The sequence below is a fragment of the Rhodococcus jostii RHA1 genome, from assembly GCF_000014565.1.
GTDB classification, from domain to species: Bacteria; Actinomycetota; Actinomycetes; order Mycobacteriales; family Mycobacteriaceae; genus Rhodococcus_F; species Rhodococcus_F jostii_A.
On sequence record NC_008268.1, the window covers coordinates 2062009 to 2077182 of the forward strand.

Annotated in this window: 18 protein-coding genes; 8 read left to right on the plus strand and 10 right to left on the minus strand. The window is 68.3% G+C overall.

What is annotated here, in order from left to right; translation table 11 throughout:
- Window positions 1-61: 61 nt before the first annotated feature.
- Genes RHA1_RS09460 through RHA1_RS09470 form a run of 3 tightly spaced genes read left to right on the plus strand, consistent with a single transcriptional unit; the run spans window position 62 to window position 2033 of the window.
- Window positions 62-625, plus strand: a complete 564-nt coding sequence (locus RHA1_RS09460) for a TetR/AcrR family transcriptional regulator (protein ID WP_009474642.1) — start codon at window positions 62-64, stop codon at window positions 623-625.
- Between the two features lie 3 nt (window positions 626-628).
- The gene (locus RHA1_RS09465; RefSeq protein ID WP_011594840.1) at window positions 629-1057 is read left to right on the plus strand and encodes a PaaI family thioesterase; all 429 of its coding nucleotides are present in this window, start codon (window positions 629-631) and stop codon (window positions 1055-1057) included.
- 31 nt (window positions 1058-1088) lie between these two features.
- Window positions 1089-2033 carry a serine/threonine dehydratase gene (locus RHA1_RS09470; protein WP_011594841.1) on the plus strand — a complete coding sequence of 315 codons (945 nt, stop codon included), beginning with the start codon at window positions 1089-1091 and terminating at the stop codon, window positions 2031-2033.
- Between the two features lie 12 nt (window positions 2034-2045).
- Here RHA1_RS09470 and RHA1_RS09475 read toward each other — a convergent pair whose 3' ends face one another.
- The 7 genes from RHA1_RS09475 to RHA1_RS09505 form a co-directional block, all read right to left on the minus strand.
- Complete coding sequence (locus RHA1_RS09475; RefSeq protein WP_016882808.1) at window positions 2046-3023, minus strand: pirin family protein; 978 nt, start codon at window positions 3021-3023, stop codon at window positions 2046-2048.
- A gap of 19 nt (window positions 3024-3042) precedes the next feature.
- Complete coding sequence (locus RHA1_RS09480) at window positions 3043-3489, minus strand: MarR family winged helix-turn-helix transcriptional regulator (RefSeq protein ID WP_011594843.1); 447 nt, start codon at window positions 3487-3489, stop codon at window positions 3043-3045.
- Complete coding sequence (locus RHA1_RS09485; protein WP_009474646.1) at window positions 3473-4570, minus strand: LLM class flavin-dependent oxidoreductase; 1098 nt, start codon at window positions 4568-4570, stop codon at window positions 3473-3475. Before RHA1_RS09485 ends, RHA1_RS09480 begins: the two co-directional genes overlap by 17 nt.
- A gap of 142 nt (window positions 4571-4712) precedes the next feature.
- Window positions 4713-6242, minus strand: a complete 1530-nt coding sequence (locus RHA1_RS09490; protein WP_009474647.1) for a DHA2 family efflux MFS transporter permease subunit — start codon at window positions 6240-6242, stop codon at window positions 4713-4715.
- Window positions 6239-6709 (minus strand): MarR family winged helix-turn-helix transcriptional regulator, encoded by a 471-nt coding sequence (locus tag RHA1_RS09495; protein ID WP_005574387.1) that lies wholly within the window; start codon window positions 6707-6709, stop codon window positions 6239-6241. The genes RHA1_RS09490 and RHA1_RS09495 overlap by 4 nt, the downstream gene beginning before the upstream one ends.
- A gap of 107 nt (window positions 6710-6816) precedes the next feature.
- A complete protein-coding gene (locus tag RHA1_RS09500) occupies window positions 6817-7782 on the minus strand; it encodes an NADPH:quinone oxidoreductase family protein (RefSeq protein WP_011594844.1) in 966 nt (321 codons plus the stop codon).
- 37 nt (window positions 7783-7819) lie between these two features.
- Entirely contained in the window at window positions 7820-9481 is a 1662-nt protein-coding gene (locus tag RHA1_RS09505) for an FAD-dependent oxidoreductase (RefSeq protein WP_011594845.1), read from the minus strand.
- A gap of 153 nt (window positions 9482-9634) precedes the next feature.
- Here RHA1_RS09505 and RHA1_RS09510 point away from each other — a divergent pair, with 153 nt between their 5' ends.
- On the plus strand, window positions 9635-10414 hold the full coding sequence (locus RHA1_RS09510) for an acyl-[acyl-carrier-protein] thioesterase (protein WP_041811311.1): 780 nt from the start codon (window positions 9635-9637) through the stop codon (window positions 10412-10414).
- Here RHA1_RS09510 and RHA1_RS09515 read toward each other — a convergent pair whose 3' ends face one another.
- Window positions 10415-11251: a helix-turn-helix transcriptional regulator gene (locus RHA1_RS09515; protein WP_011594847.1), complete on the minus strand. Its 837-nt coding sequence runs from the start codon at window positions 11249-11251 to the stop codon at window positions 10415-10417.
- 134 nt (window positions 11252-11385) lie between these two features.
- Between RHA1_RS09515 and RHA1_RS09520 the strand changes: the two genes are divergently transcribed.
- Together RHA1_RS09520 and RHA1_RS09525 are read left to right on the plus strand one after the other, a co-directional pair.
- Window positions 11386-12399, plus strand: coding sequence for an aldo/keto reductase (locus RHA1_RS09520; RefSeq protein ID WP_011594848.1), 1014 nt, complete (start codon window positions 11386-11388; stop codon window positions 12397-12399).
- 9 nt (window positions 12400-12408) lie between these two features.
- The gene (locus RHA1_RS09525; RefSeq protein WP_011594849.1) at window positions 12409-12921 is read left to right on the plus strand and encodes a SixA phosphatase family protein; all 513 of its coding nucleotides are present in this window, start codon (window positions 12409-12411) and stop codon (window positions 12919-12921) included.
- A 5-nt stretch (window positions 12922-12926) separates the two neighbouring features.
- Here the strand turns inward: RHA1_RS09525 and RHA1_RS09530 are convergent, their stop codons facing one another.
- Window positions 12927-13127: a hypothetical protein gene (locus RHA1_RS09530; RefSeq protein WP_005258232.1), complete on the minus strand. Its 201-nt coding sequence runs from the start codon at window positions 13125-13127 to the stop codon at window positions 12927-12929.
- Between the two features lie 118 nt (window positions 13128-13245).
- Between RHA1_RS09530 and RHA1_RS09535 the strand changes: the two genes are divergently transcribed.
- On the plus strand, window positions 13246-13617 hold the full coding sequence (locus RHA1_RS09535; protein ID WP_011594851.1) for a TetR/AcrR family transcriptional regulator: 372 nt from the start codon (window positions 13246-13248) through the stop codon (window positions 13615-13617).
- 3 nt (window positions 13618-13620) lie between these two features.
- Complete coding sequence (locus RHA1_RS51685; RefSeq protein WP_011594852.1) at window positions 13621-13806, plus strand: hypothetical protein; 186 nt, start codon at window positions 13621-13623, stop codon at window positions 13804-13806.
- Here RHA1_RS51685 and RHA1_RS09540 read toward each other — a convergent pair.
- Window positions 13803-15035, minus strand: coding sequence for a M23 family metallopeptidase (locus tag RHA1_RS09540; protein WP_011594853.1), 1233 nt, complete (start codon window positions 15033-15035; stop codon window positions 13803-13805). The genes RHA1_RS51685 and RHA1_RS09540 overlap by 4 nt on opposite strands.
- Between the last annotated feature and the right edge of the window lie 139 nt (window positions 15036-15174).

The window sequence follows — 15174 nt, forward strand, 5'->3', positions numbered from 1 at the left end:
CCTTCGCCGTAATCCTGCGAACTCGCTTCCCCCGCGACCCCGACCGAACTATATTCGGTAGGTGCCGATTCAAAGTCTGTTGCTGGACGCGGCGGAGGGCCACTTCGCCCGCCGCGGCGTCCTCGCGACGCGGCTCGCCGACATCCGGCACGAGGCCGGTGTCAGCGTGGGAGCCGTCTACCACCACTTCCCGAACAAGGAAGAGCTGTACCTCCAGGTCTGGTTACGCGCTCTCGCCGACTATCAGGACGGATTCCGGACCGCGCTCACGAAATGCGCGGATGCGCGGTCCGGGGTGGAAGGCGCTGTCGTCCGCCACCTGCAGTGGGTGTCCGGCAACCCGCAGCGGGCCACCATCCTCGCCGCGCCCCGGCCCCCGGGCATCGACGAGCGGGCCGATTCCACCAACGCGGCGTTCTTCCGCGACGTCACCCACTGGTGGCGGGTCCACGAACACTACGGAACGGTCCGCCGGTTCGAGTTCGACGTGCTCTACGCGCTGTGGCTGGGCCCGGCCCAGGAGTACTCCCGCCAGTGGCTCGCGGGCGCCATGACCACCGACCCCACCGCCGTGGCGCCCGAACTGGCGACCGCCGCATGGAACTCGCTACGGAACCAGGAGTAGAGGATGACAGTCGACGTCGCGCTCACCGCCGACACCGCGCAGGCCGTGCTGGCGGCCCAGCCGTTCAGCGTGCTGGTCGGCGCCCGCATGACCCAGTTCGGGGAGGGCGGCACCACCCTCGAGATCCCGGTCCGGGACGAACTGCGGCAACAGAACGGCTTCGTGCACGGCGGTGTCCTGTCATACGCCGCCGACAACGCTCTGACGTTCGCCGCGGGCACCGTGCTCGGCGCGAACATCATGACCGCCGGCTTCACGATCACCTACCTCCGCCCCGCCCAGGGCGTGCTGCTGCGGGCGGACGCCCGAGCCGACGCGTCGACCCGGCGACAGGCGTTGTGCCGGTGCGACATCTACGCGGTGCAGGACGACGGCTCGGAGGTACTGTGCGCCGCCGCCCAGGGCACGGCGACGGTCAAGCAGCCGCGGTAGTCGCGGCCGCACGGGATGGAACGATGGGACCATGGCTGAATCCGTCGACCGCGCATCCGTGGACAGGGCGCGTGAGCGCATCACCGGCCTGATCCGCAGGACACCCACGTTCCGCGCCACCGTCCCCACCGTGCACGGCGCCGTACCGGTGATCTTCAAACTCGAGTTCCTGCAGTACGGGGGCTCGTTCAAAGTGCGGGGCAGCCTCAACGCGCTGCTCCACGCCGAGGAGGACGGGCGGCTCGACGACGCGGGTGTCGTCATCGCGTCCGGCGGGAACGCCGCCATCGGCGCGGCCTGGGCGTCGCGTCTCAGGGGTGTGAAGTGCACGGTCGTCGTCCCCGTCACCGCACCCGACGTCAAGATCGACAAGCTGATCGCGCTCGGCGCGGACGTACGCAAGGTCGGTGCTCGATACGCCGAGGCGGCCGAGTATGCGGACGAACTCGCGACGTCGTCGAACGCTCTCGCCCTGCACGCCTACGATCTCCCCGACATCGTCGCCGGGGCGGGCACCATCGCCCTAGAGATCCAGGACGACGTCGCCGAGCCGCTGTCCTACGTGATCGCCGTCGGCGGCGGCGGACTGCTCTCCGGTGTCGTCGCAGGCAGCGGCGAGGACGACAGCATCTACGGCGTGGAACCGAGCGGAGCGGCGACGCTGCACTCCGCGGTCGCCGCCCGGCAACCCGTGGACATCGACATCGACAGCATCGCCGGCGATTCCCTCGGCGCCACCAAGATCGGTTCCATCGCCTGGGACACCGTCCTGTCGCGGCCCGTGTCCAGCTTGATCGTCGACGACGACGCCCTGATCGACGCGCGAACACTGCTGTGGGAGGAGTTCCGGATCGTCGTCGAGCACGGCACCGCCGCGGCGCTCGCCGCGATCGTCACCGGACAACTCGCCCCCGCCGACGACAAGCCGCTCTGCGTGGTGCTCTGCGGGGCCAACACGTCGATGACCAGCTACTGATCCGCCGTCTTCTCAGCCGCGCGGTTTCAGCCGGCTGTTCGGCAGTTCGGGTGCGGGCAGCGGATCGCCGTCATAGCCCTCGACCGTGCCGAACCGGGGGTCCGCGGGCGCCGCGCCCCGGAGCTCGGACTGCCACTCACGGCGGGAGCCGACGATGTCCTCGTGGGTGCGGCCGAGGAAGTTCCACCACATGATCACCTGTTCGCCCAGCGGCTCACCTCCGAGCAGCAGCAGCCGGGCCCGCGTTCCGCCCGCGTTGCGCAGCGCCACCAGCGCCTCCCCGGGCGGCTGATAGCCGAGTTCCGCCCACCGCAGCGTGGTCCCGCGCAGCTGCACCTCGCCCTCGTCGACGAGCACCCCGACCTCGAAGCCACGTTCGATGTCGAGGGTGACGTCCGCACCCGGCGCCAGGAGGATCTCCGCGCCGAGCAGCGGCGTGAATGTGCGCACCGGCGACGTGGAGCCCACCGTGCTCCCGAGGAACACCCGCACGGTCGCGCCGTCCAGTTCGACCGGGTCGGGTGCGTACGTCTCGAACGCCGGATCCGCGTCCTGCGCCGACGCCGGCAACGCCACCCACAGCTGCGCGCCGTGCAGGATGCGTGTCTGCGGGGTCGAGACCTCGGAGTGCGCGATCCCCCGCCCCGCGGTCATCAGGTTGAGCTCACCGGGACGCACCATCGCATGCGAGCCGATGCTGTCGCGGTGTTCGATCTCGCCGGTGAACAACCAGCTCACCGTCTGCAGTCCCGTGTGTGGGTGCGGCGGAACGTTCATCCCGCCCGTCGTCCCGACGTCGTCCGGACCGTAGTGGTCGGCGAAGCACCACGCTCCGATCAGCGACCGCTCCCGCTGCGGGAGGGTGCGCCGGACCGGCATCGCGCGGGGACCGCCGAGCGGGACCTCGCGCGCACCGAGCACCTGGATGCCCCCGCCGTCGGGGTGCGACTCGCACCGCTCTTCCACCGAATTCGTCTCCAGATTGCTCACTGTTCCATCGTGCCTTCCGTCAGTCCTGTGCGCCGCGCAGTTTCGCGCAGAGCTCGGTGAGCGTGTCGAGTTCGTCGTCGGACAGTGCCGGGCCGACGTGTCTCCGGATGCTCGCCGCGTGCCGACGTCCGACGGACTTCTGCACACGAGCACCCTCGTCCGTCAAAGCGACGACGGTCCCCCGGCGGTCGCCCGGATCGCATTCCCGCGTGACGAATCCGGACCCGGCCAGCCGCTCGACGAGCCTGCTCAGCGACGGCTGGCTGAGCAGGATCTCCCGGTTGAGATCGTGCAGACGCAGTCTGCGCCCGGGGGCCCGGCCGAGCGTGAACAGCACGTCGTATTCGCGCATGCTCAGCTCGTCCCACACGTCGTCGGCGGCGAGGTTGCGCATCACCGCGACCTGGGCGCGGAAGATCGCCTCCCACGCCTCGGCCGCGCGTTCGGTCCTACTGACGGGCGGCATCGACGGGCTCGCGATCGGCCTTCATCGACGCGTGCGTCGGCGGGTTGTCCGGCACGCCGGCAGGTCGGCGGGCAGCGAACTCCTTGCGCAGCACGGGCACGACCTCGCCGCCGAGCAGATCCAGTTGCTCGAGCACCGTCTTCAGGGGTAGTCCCGCATGGTCGACGAGGAACAACTGCCGCTGGTAGTCGCCGAAGAAGTCGGCAAACGTCAGGGTCTTCTCGATCACCTGCTCCGGTGTGCCGACGGTCAGCGGAGTCTGCTCGGTGAAGTCCTCGAGACTCGGCCCGTGGCCGTAGACGGGGGCGTTGTCGAAGTAGGGCCGGAACTCGTCGACGGCGTCCTTGGCGTTCCGGCGCATGAACACCTGCCCGCCCAGTCCGACGATCGCCTGGTCCGCGCGGCCGTGACCGTAGTGCTCGTACCGCTCGCGGTAGAGGTTGATCAGGGCGATGTAATGCTCCTTCGGCCAGAAGATGTTGTTGGCGAAGAAACCGTCACCGTGGAACGCCGCGATCTCGGCGATCTCCGGACTGCGGATCGAGCCGTGCCACACGAAAGGCGCGATGCCGTCGAGCGGACGCGGCGTGGACGTGAACCCCTGCAGCGGGGTGCGGAACTGTCCCTGCCAATCGACGACGTCCTCGTCCCACAGCCGGCGCAGCAGCCGGTAGTGCTCGAGCGCCAGCGGAATCCCCTGGCGGATGTCCTGCCCGAACCAGGGGTAGACGGGGGCCGTGTTTCCGCGACCCATCATGAGGTCCACCCGGCCGTCCGCGAGGTGCTGCAGCATCGCGTAGTCCTCGGCGATCTTCACCGGGTCGTTGGTGGTGATCAGCGTCGTGGACGTCGACAGGATGATCTTCTCGGTCTGCGCTGCGAGGTAGCCGAGCATGGTGGTCGGGGACGACGGCACGAACGGCGGGTTGTGGTGCTCGCCGGTGGCGAACACGTCGAGCCCGACGTCCTCCGCATGCTTGGCGATGGTCGTCATCGCCTTGATGCGCTCGTGCTCGGTGGGGGTACGGCCGGTGGTGGGATCGGGGGTCACGTCGCCGACGGTGAAGATTCCGAACTGCATAGCTGTTCCTCTCGCGCCAGAACTCCATGCGTTTGCATGAAACTATTGCAACATTCAACCACCTCGTCCTATTCCGGGAACGACGAAGGGCGGCAAGCGCAGCTCGTTCGCCCTCGGCGACGTTCGGATCGAACGAACCTGATCAGTGCATCATGACCGTCGGGGCACCTTCGGCCTCGAGCTTCGGGTTGACCGACTTCTTCCGCGGCAGCAGGAACGCCGGGATGAGCGTCAAGGCGATCAGCACGGTGGCGACCAGGAACGTGTTGCCGAACGCATCGGCGGCCTGGCTCAGGACCTGATCCACCATTCCGGGAGGCTCCTGTGCGGCGACCTCGGGCACGTGCTGCATCGCGACCGTCTGACTGTCGAGACCGCGATCGAGCAGCTGGTTGGTGAGGACCACCGACATGACGGCGGTACCGATCGAACCGGCGGTCTGCTGGACGATGTTCATCAGCGTGGAACCGCGCGCGACCTGCTCGTTGGACAGCGTGACGATCGCTGCCGTCATCAGCGGCATCATGGTGCAGCCCATGCCCATGCCCATCACGAACAGCGCACCCATCAGCAGCCAGGTCGGCGAGTCCGACGCCACCTGCGTGAAGACACCCAGACCGATCAGGATCAACGGCAGACCCGTCAGCACGATCTTGCCGGGGCCGATCTTGTCGACGAGACGTCCGGCCACCGGCATGGTCAGCATCGCGCCGATACCCTGCGGAGCCATCAGCAGACCGGCGGCGAGCGTGGTGTGACCACCGACCTGGATGAAGTAGCTGGGGAACAGCAGACCGGCACCCATGAATGCGACGATGAACAGCGAGGTCGTGATGACCGCGACCGACAGCTGCCGGTTCTTGAACAGGTGCAGGTCGATCAGCGGGTGATCCTTGCGGAGTGCGTGGACGACGAACGCGACGATCAGCGCCAGGCCGATCGCACCGGGCACGAGCACGCGAGCCGAAGCGACCGTGCCCACCTCCGGGATGGACGACACACCGAACAGGAACAGAGCCAGACCCGGCGAGAGCAGCAGCATGCCGAGGAAGTCGAAGGACTCCGAGGGCGACGCGTTGTCGGAGGGCAGGATGATGAACGCGGCAGCCAGGGCGATGATGCCGATGGGCAGGTTGATCAGGAAGATCCAGTGCCAGCTCGCCGCCTCGATCAGCCAGCCGCCGAGGATCGGACCACCGATGGGGCCGAGCAGCATGGGGATTCCGAGAACCGCCATGACCCGGCCGACACGGTCGGGGCCGGCCGCCTTCGTCATGATCGTCATGCCGAGCGGCATCAACATGCCGCCGCCGAGGCCCTGCAGGACGCGGAAGCCGATGAGTGACGTGATGTCCCACGCGAAGCTACACAGCACCGAGCCGAGGACGAACAGCACGAGCGCCGTCATGTAGAGGCGCTTGGTGCCGAATCGGTCGGCCGCCCACCCTGTGACGGGGATGACGGTGGCCAGGGCGAGCGTGTACGCGGTCATCGTCCACGCGACAGTGGCGTACGTGGTGTCGAACTCCGTGGCGAACGTCGGCAACGCGACGCTGACGACGGTCACGTCGAGGATCGACATGATGGCACCGAGCACCACCACGGACGCGATCTTGAGGACCGTGCCGTCGAGCTTGTCGGGCGCCGCGTTCGCGGCGGTCGGCGATGTCATCCGAGTATCTCCTGGTTGAGTTCTCGCAGGGACTCCCCCGCGAGGATCGGTTGTAGTGCCTCGATCAGCCGAGTCCGCTCGATCTCCGGAACCCGCCATGCGAACCGTCGCAATTGATCACGCTTGCATTCGATGTGCTGGGTAGCGACCTTATGTCCGGCCTCCGACAAGGAGACCCGCTTGACCCGCCGGTCGCGTTCGTCCTCCCGGCGAACGACCAGACCCAGTTTCACGAGTTGATCGACGTTCCGACCCGCTGCGGCCACCGAGAGCCGCAACCGCTCGGCCACCTCGTTGATCGGAAGTGGCTCACCGTGCTGAACCAGCGCGAAGAGCATGCGCACCTGCGAAAACGTGAGGTCCAGCTCGATGAGGTTGTCCATCGACTCCGACTCCCCCGCACTCAACAGTTGGGTGAAGAAGTCGTTGAGTAGTTCGAAGAGAAGATCAGGAGATTTGTCGGGCACCCTCGAATGCTAGCGCTCATGCAACTATTGCCCAAGAGCAACTATGGCGCAACCGAATAAATGGTGTCAGGTATCACATCCCCCGGCGACACCCTCGCCCTGCGGGTTCAGTCCTGGACGAGCACCGCTTTACCCAGCACGAGGCCCGCCTCGAGATCTCGCAATGCGTCCGCGGCCCGCTCGAGTGGATACCGGGAAGTGACCACGGGACGCAATCCTCGTTCGACGTGCCGGATCAGCGCGGCATGCACCTCTTCCAGCGCATTCGGTTCGGTCCGGATGAACTCACCCCACGCCGCACCCACGATGCTGATGTTGCGGAACAGCACCCGGTTCACCTTCACCTCGGGGATCGCCCCTCCCGCGAAACCGATCACGACCAGCCGGCCTTCCGGGGCCAGCACCCGGACGGCCTCGTCGAACGCGTCGCCGCCGACCGGGTCGACCACGATCTGCGCGCCCCGGCCGCCGGTCAGCGCGCGGACCCGGGCGCCCCAGCCGTCGTCGAGGCGGACGACCTCGTCGGCCCCTAGTTCGCGCAGGAAGTCTTCGGCCCCGTCCCGGCGCACCACCGCGATCACGCGGGCGCAGTGCGCCTTGGCCAGCTGGATGGTGGACGTCCCCACCCCACCCGCCGCGCCGAGGACGACGACGGTTTCGCCTGCCCGCAGCCGGGCCCGGCGCTCCAGCGCGAACTCCATCGTCTGGTAGTTGACGATCAGCGACGCCGCCTCGTCGAAATCCAGGATCGACGGAATGGGCAGCACCTGCGCCGGCGGCACCGCGACCCGTTCGGCGTAACCGCCGACCTGCGACGCCGCGAGCACCCGCTGACCGGGCTCGAATCCACTGTCCGCCGGTGCCGACACCACGACACCCGCGACTTCGGCGCCGGGAACGAACGGCAACTCGGGGCCGAGCTGATACTTGCCGTAGCTGATCAGCAGGTCGGGGAAGCACACGCCGCTGGCCTTGACGTCGATCAGGACGAGCCCCTCGGCCGCCGGTTCGGGTACGTCCTGCAGCGTCATGCCGCCCGGCCCCGACAGCTCCGTCACCACCACTGCGCGCATGCTCGAAACAGTAGACGCGCGGGGGTGGCGAGAGGCGTCAACGAGCGAACAGCCGCTTCCGCTTGCGGGCGACGGACACCAGCTCGACCTTGTCGGTCATCTTCACGCGGGGCCGGCCGGACCCCGCCGCGCGACCGGTCTCCGCCTTGTCGATCGCCCGCCAGCCGGGGAACCCGATCTGTTCGGGCTGGCGCCGCTCGATCAGCTTCTTCACGTCCTTGCGGGTGCCGACCGTGCCGAGGAGTTTTCCGGCCTCGAAATCCGCGAGCAGCGACGACACCGTCTCCTTCGCGCACGCCTTGTTGGTGCCGATGACGCCGCTGGGACCGCGCTTGATCCATCCGGTCACGTACACCCGGTCGGTGACCCGGCCGTGCTCGTTGGGGATCACGCCGCGCTTCTCGTCGAACGCGACACCGCTGACGCGGTTGCCGCGGTAGCCGATGGAGCGCAGCACGAGCGAGGTGTCCAGCGAGCCCTCCTCGCCGCGAGCCCGGGCGGACAACGCGCCGGAGTCGTCGACCACCAGTTCGTTGCGTCCATAGCGCAGGGCCTCTGCCTTGCCGGATCCGGTGACCTCGAGCGGCGACGTCAGGTAACGGAACACGATGCGCTTGTGACCGGGCCGCGGGGCACGCTGCGCGAACTCCCGCGCGAGCCGGACTTTCATCGCGGTGGCCGGATCGTCGAGCAGTGCCTCACTGGCCGGGTCGAGGTCGAGATCGGCGTCGTCGATGACGACGTCCACGTTCTCGAGGTCGCCGAGCGCCAGGAACTCGGGGTTGCTGTAGGCGGCCTGCGCGGGCCCGCGGCGGCCGAGGAGCACGACCTCCTCGATGTTGCTGCGGCGCAGGGCGGCGAGGGCGTGATCGGCGATGTCCGTCCGTTCCAGCTCCTCGACGTTCATCGTGAGGATGCGGGCCACGTCGAGCGCGACGTTGCCGTTACCGACGATTACCGCGCGCTTCGCGGACAGGTCGAACGTGCGCTCCGCGTAGTCCGGGTGGCCGTTGTACCAGGCCACGAATTCGGTGGCGGCGTGCACGCCGGGAAGGTCCTCGCCCGGGAGTCCCAGACGCCGGTCGCTCGACGCCCCGACGGCGTAGATGACGGCGTGGTGATTCTCCAGCAGCTCGTCGTGGGTGACGTGCGTGCCGACCTCGACGTTGAGGTGGAACTCGAAGTTCGGCCGGTCGAGGCTCCACTCGAACATCCGGGTCACCTCCTTGGTGCCGGGATGGTCGGGTGCGACACCGGCGCGGACGAGTCCCCACGGGGTCGGGAGCTTCTCGAACATCTCGACCTCGACGTCGGAGCGTTCGAGCAGTTCACCGGCGGCGTAGCAGGCCGCCGGGCCCGCGCCGACGACGGCGACCCGGAGCTTGCCGAGGTCGCGGCGCGGCGGCGTCGCGGGCGTGAGGGGGATCCACCCCGTCGGCATGGGGTTGGTCGTGTAGTACTCGGCGTTGATGTCCTTGTAGCGGGTGAGTGAGCCGATGAGCTTGTCTTCCGGGAAGATCGCGTCGACCGGACAGGCATCGACGCAGGCCCCGCAGTCGATGCAGGTTTCCGGGTCGATGTGCAGCATCTCGGTCTGCGCGAATTCCCGCTCCTCCGGTGTCGGATGGATGCAGTTCACGGGGCATGCGGAGACGCAGCTCGCGTCGTTGCAGCACGCCTGGGTGATGACATATGCCATTGCGGTTTCCTCACACCTGTCCGGACCATCGAACTCGTTTATGTTACACGTAGTAACAGTTATATGAACTGTACTGAGAATCGCGTCCGCAAACAAGCACCGGCGCCGGGATGGAAGAATCGGGGCTCCGTCCACGAGCGAAGGAACCGCATCTTGGCACTCGACCGACCCCTCGCCGCTGCCCCCGCACGCGGCCGCTTCTTCGAGACGTCCTGGCCGGTCCGCACCGGCGACATCGATGCGGCCAAGCGCCTGCGCCTCGACGGGATCGCGCGGTATCTGCAGGACGCCGGACTGGACAACCTCGACGCGGTCGACGCCGCCGACAGCCACCCGCTGTGGATCGTCCGGCGCACCGTCATCGACGTCGTACGACCGGCGGTATGGCCCGAGCGGGTGCACCTCCGGCGCTGGTGCTCCGCGCTCTCGACCCGCTGGACGAACATGCGGGTCCAGATCGAGGGTGAGGCGGGCGCCCTCATCGAGACCGAAGGCTTCTGGATCCACATCAGCGGCGAAACGGGAATGCCCACCCGCATCGACGACGGGTTCATCGAACGCCTCGGCGAGTCGGCGGAGGAACACCGGCTCAAGTGGAAGCGGTGGCTCGTCGAGAATGCGCCGTCCGCAGACGAGGACGGCATCGTGGATACCGAGTTCGTCCTACGCCGCACCGACATCGACCCGTTCGACCACGTCAACAACGCCGTCTACTGGCAGGCCGTCGAAGAACTGCTCGCCGACCACGAGCATCCGGGCGGCGGCCGCCTCGTCGACAATCCCCATCGCGCCGTGCTCGAGTACCTCTCGCCCATCGTGTCGACCGACCGAATTGTCCTGCGCTCGAGGCGGGACGACACGTCGCTGACCGTGTGGTTCCTGGTCGACGACGCCCTGCGTGCCGTGGCCAGCGTCGGGCCACTCGCCGCCTGATCAGACCATCTGCTGGGTGCCGATCACCCGCAACAGGTCGAGCCGGGCCCGCGCGTCGGAGCCCGGCTGCGGCATGTACACGAGCAGGTGCTGGTAGGCGCTCGGGGTCAGCAGCGTCTCGCAGACGAGGTCGATGCGTCCGACCTCGGCGTGGAGGACGGTCTTGGTGTCGGACCGGCGGACGGCCACATCGTGCCTGTCCCAGAGCGCGGCGAATTCGGTGCTGCTCTCGTAGAGGCGGTCCACCAGTTCCGTCACGTCGGCGTCACCGGCCCGCCGGGCGGCCGTCGCCCGCAGGTCCGCGACGTGATGTCCGGCGAGCCGCTCGTGATCGTCCTCGGGGAAGATCCCGCGCTCGCCGGGGTGCGCGAACCACCGCCACGGCACGTACCGATCGAGACCCGAATACCGGGACGCGTCGCCGAACAGGATCACGTGCATGCGGTTCTGGACCAGCACTTCCCCGAGGTCCGAGATGACGCAGCCCGGGGTGTCGTCGAGCTTGTCGAGCAGGTGCAGCAGTCCCGGCCCGACGTGCTTGTTGCCCGCGGCCCGCATCGGCGGCACCTGACCCGACAACAGGTAGAGATGGTCTCGCTGATCGTCGGTCAGCCGCAACGCCCGCGCGATCGACGCCAGGACCTGCGTCGACGGATGCGGACCGCGGGCCTGCTCGAGTCGCGTGTAGTAGTCCGTCGACATTCCCGCGAGCATCGCCACCTCGTCGCGCCGGAGCCCCGGCGTCCGCCGGCGTACACCCGGTGGCAGTCCGACGTCGGCCGGAACCAGCTGTTCCCTGCGACGGCGGAGGAAGTCGGCCAACTCGGAGCGGTTCATGCATCAACTGTGCCGGACCCACCGGGACGCTGCCAGGGATCGCCGGTCCCCCGATGAACGGTCTCTGGTTGCCGCTCGCGGCGACGGCGACGCTGGTGTCAGTCCGGAACAGACACCGACCATCGGAGCAGAACATGATCAGCACCACCGCACTCGGAACCACCGGTCCCACAGTCAGCCGGCTCGGCCTCGGCGCCATGGGCATGTCCGGGATGTACGGCAGGACGGACGACGCGGAGTCCACCGCCACCATCCACGCGGCGCTCGACGCCGGGATCGACCTCGTCGATACCGGGGACTTCTACGGATCGGGCCACAACGAGTCCCTGATCGGCAAGGCCCTTGCGGGCCGTCGACGGGAGGACGTGACCCTCAGCGTCAAGTTCGGCGGGCTGCGCGGCCCCGGCGGCACGTGGGCCGGAGTCGACACGCGACCCGAGTCGATCCGCAACTTCCTCGCCTACTCGCTGCAGCGTCTCGGTGTCGACTACATCGACATCTACCGCCCCGCCCGCCTCGACCCCGACGTGCCGATCGAGGACACCGTCGGAACGATCGGCGAACTCGTCGAGGCCGGCTACGTGCGCCACATCGGGCTGTCCGAGGTGGGCCCCGAGACCCTGCGCCGCGCGGCGGCGGTGCACCCGATCGTGGACCTGCAGATCGAGTACTCGCTCGTCTCGCGGGGTATCGAGGCCGAGATCCTCCCGCTCTGCCGGGAACTCGGGATCGGCGTGACGGCCTACGGCGTACTTTCCCGGGGCCTGCTCAGCGACTCGCTGCGCACCGATCAGACCCTCGCGGCCGACGACTTCCGCGCACACAGCCCCCGGTTCCAGGGCGACAACCTCCGGCAGAACCTCACCCTCGTCGACTCGCTCGCCGACGTGGCCGCGCAGCACGGTGTGAGCGTCGCGCAGCTGGCGATCGCGTGGGTTCTCGCCCAGGGCGACGACATCGTGCCCGTCGTCGGAGCGCGCACCGTCGCCCGGCTCGAGGAGACGCTCGGCGCACTCGACGTCCACCTCGGCGCCGGTGACCTCGCCGCCATCGCCGCAGCGGTTCCCGACACCGCGGTCGCCGGGGACCGCTACGCACCCGCGCAGATGGCCCAACTCGACAGTGAACGCGCCGGCGTGGGGCGCTAGCGTCTAGCCATGGCCTCGCACAGCTCGTCGCGGAATCGCACCCTGATCCTGATGCGCCACGGCAAGTCGGCGTACCCGGAGGGGGTCGCGGATCACGAGCGGCCGTTGGCGCCCCGCGGGCGGAAGCAGGCGGGAATGGCCGGTGAGTGGCTGCGGTCGACTCAGCCGCCGATCGACGCCGTGCTGTGTTCGACCGCTCGCCGCACCCGGGAAACGCTGGAGGCGACCCGGGTCGGCGCTCCCGCCCGGTTCGCCGAGGAGTTGTACGGCGCGTACCCGTCCGAGGTGCTCATGGAGATCGTGCGGGTCGAGTCATCGGTGCGCACGCTGCTCGTGGTCGGGCATGTTCCCGGCATGCCGTCGACGGCACTGGATCTGGCAGGCAACCCCGACACCGGGGATGCCGACCTGATGCGGGAGAAGTTCCCGACGTCCGCGCTCGCCGTTCTCACGGTGCCGTGCGAGTGGGACGAACTCACGTCGAGCGCGGCGTCACTCGCCGCGTTCCACGTTCCGCGGTAGCGGCCTCAGAACAGCTTCCGGCCGACCACGGCGACAACACCCAGAATCAGGACCAGCACGAGGGCCGACCAGAATCCGAACAGCCACCAGACCACCCCGAAGACGACCAGTGCCGGTGCCACGGTGATGAGTGCGATCGTGGGGCTTTCCCGCAGCACTTCGAGTGCCGACTCCGTCTTGACGCGATCGATCTTCTTCTCGGACATCTCGTCTCCGTTCAGCGAACCACGCATATCGGACAGGTGTGGTCGAGGATAGTCTTCACGGGACGAAAACCCGGTCGAGCGAGGGCAGACCAGCGGCGAGGGAGATGGGGAAAGCGCAGTGACCACCCGACAGGAGAAGGCCGCACAGACGCGCCGGGACTTGCTCGACGCAGCCAGAGTGGTCTTCGAACGCAACGGTTACCTGAACGCCACCATCACCGACATCACGACCGAGGCCGGCAAGGCGGCGGGTTCGTTCTACAACCATTTCGACGGCAAGGAAGCGCTGCTCCTCGCGCTCGCGGACGACATCGGCGACGACGCGGATGCACTCATCACCACCTCTCCCGACGATCTGCGGAACCTCGGTCCGCATCTCGCCGTGTTCTGGCAACTGCAGTCGCGGCATCGCCCCGTGATGGCCGCGCTCCGCGACGCAGCCCTCGTCGATCCCGAGTTCGCGCAGCGGATGCACGACTTCGGGATTTAGCAGATGAAGCCGTGGGCCGAACTCCTCACCACACTCTCCGCAGACGGCGCACGCCTCCCCGCGAGCCCCGACGTCAGTGCACAGCTGCTCGCCGCGGTGGCCACCGCCTTCGTCGACCTGTGGGACGGCGACGACGATGCGGGCATCGCCGCACTCACCCGGTTCGTCGAGCGCGGGCTCCTCGGCTAACTGCCCGGGAACGTCACGACGTCGAGGTACAGCGGCATCTCGTCGGTGCGCGATCCGGTCTGCGTTCCCGCCTCGTCGACCACCGGGGCGCCTGCGGTCGCAGCAGCTTCGAGGCTCTCCCCCGTCACCCGCCCGTCGAGGTCGAAGTTCTCGAACTCGAACGGAATGCCGTTCGACGCCAGATAGTCCGGCCCGTCCATCAGATGGAAGTGCAGGTGCGGCGCGTCGGTGTTTCCGCTGTTGCCCAGCAACCCGAGCTGGTCGCCCGCCCGCAGGTCCTGGCCGACGCTGATGTCGTCCACACTGCCGGGCTGCAGGTGTGCGTAGAACGCGTACCGCCCGTTGCCGATGTCCTGGACGACGTGGTTTCCGCCGTACTGGTCGAGGGGCAGTCCCTGCGGACTGGCACCCGGAACCTGTTCGGACAGATCGCCCACGACGGCGATCACCTTGCCGTCCGACACCGCGCGCACCGGTGCGCCGTAGTACTCGTAGCTCGACAGCTGAGTCTTGTCGCCGACGTAGATGCGTCCCTGCTCGTCGAGCTGGACGAAATCGATCGCGAAGCGCTCGGCCGCGAGCATCCGGCCGTTCATCGGCAGCACGGCCGCGCGGTGGGACGTGACCGTGCAGCAGCCGGTGCCGTCGAGCCACCGCGGACCGTCGAGGGGAGCGCGGATCCGGACGGCGTCGCGGGTGTCGACTTCGGTGTCGGCCACGTTCTCGGCGAGCTGCGACGGCACGAGTGACGTCGCCTGCGGAAAGTTGACGTTCACGACGTGGCCGAGACTGTCGGGCACATCGTCGGGACTGTTCAGTGTCGCGTCGATCCACACCAGCCCCTGCTGTCCGGGGGCGAGGACGGTGCCGGTCTTCGGGCCTCCGCCGAGTGCCTGGAACCACGGCGTCAGCGCGTCGCCGGTCAGGTCCACCAGCGTGCGGTCGTCGCCCTTCACCTGCAGCGACGTGATCGTCGCCGGCTGCGAACCGGTGTTCGTCAGCCGCAGTTCGTAGGCGAGGTGCACGCGACCGTCGCTGCCCGTCACCGGGATCGGTGCGGCCACCACATCCGCGACCACCGGAGTGAGCACAGCGGGACCGGCGGACGCGGCCGGCGTCGCCGATGACGTCGCCTCGCTCTCCTGGGTGTCCGAGCCCGTGCAGGAGGTCGCGGCTGCCACGACGACGGCGAGTAGGAGCGCGATGGCGAACCTCGGCCGGGCCATCATCCGACGCTAGCAACGGCGAACACCCGGCGACAAGGCATGGAAACAGATGAAGGCCCCACCCCCGAAGAGAGTGGGGTGGGGCCTTCGTCGTTGGTGAGTGCTCGGCGAGTCCTGGGACTCGTCAACCGCTCACGGGCGC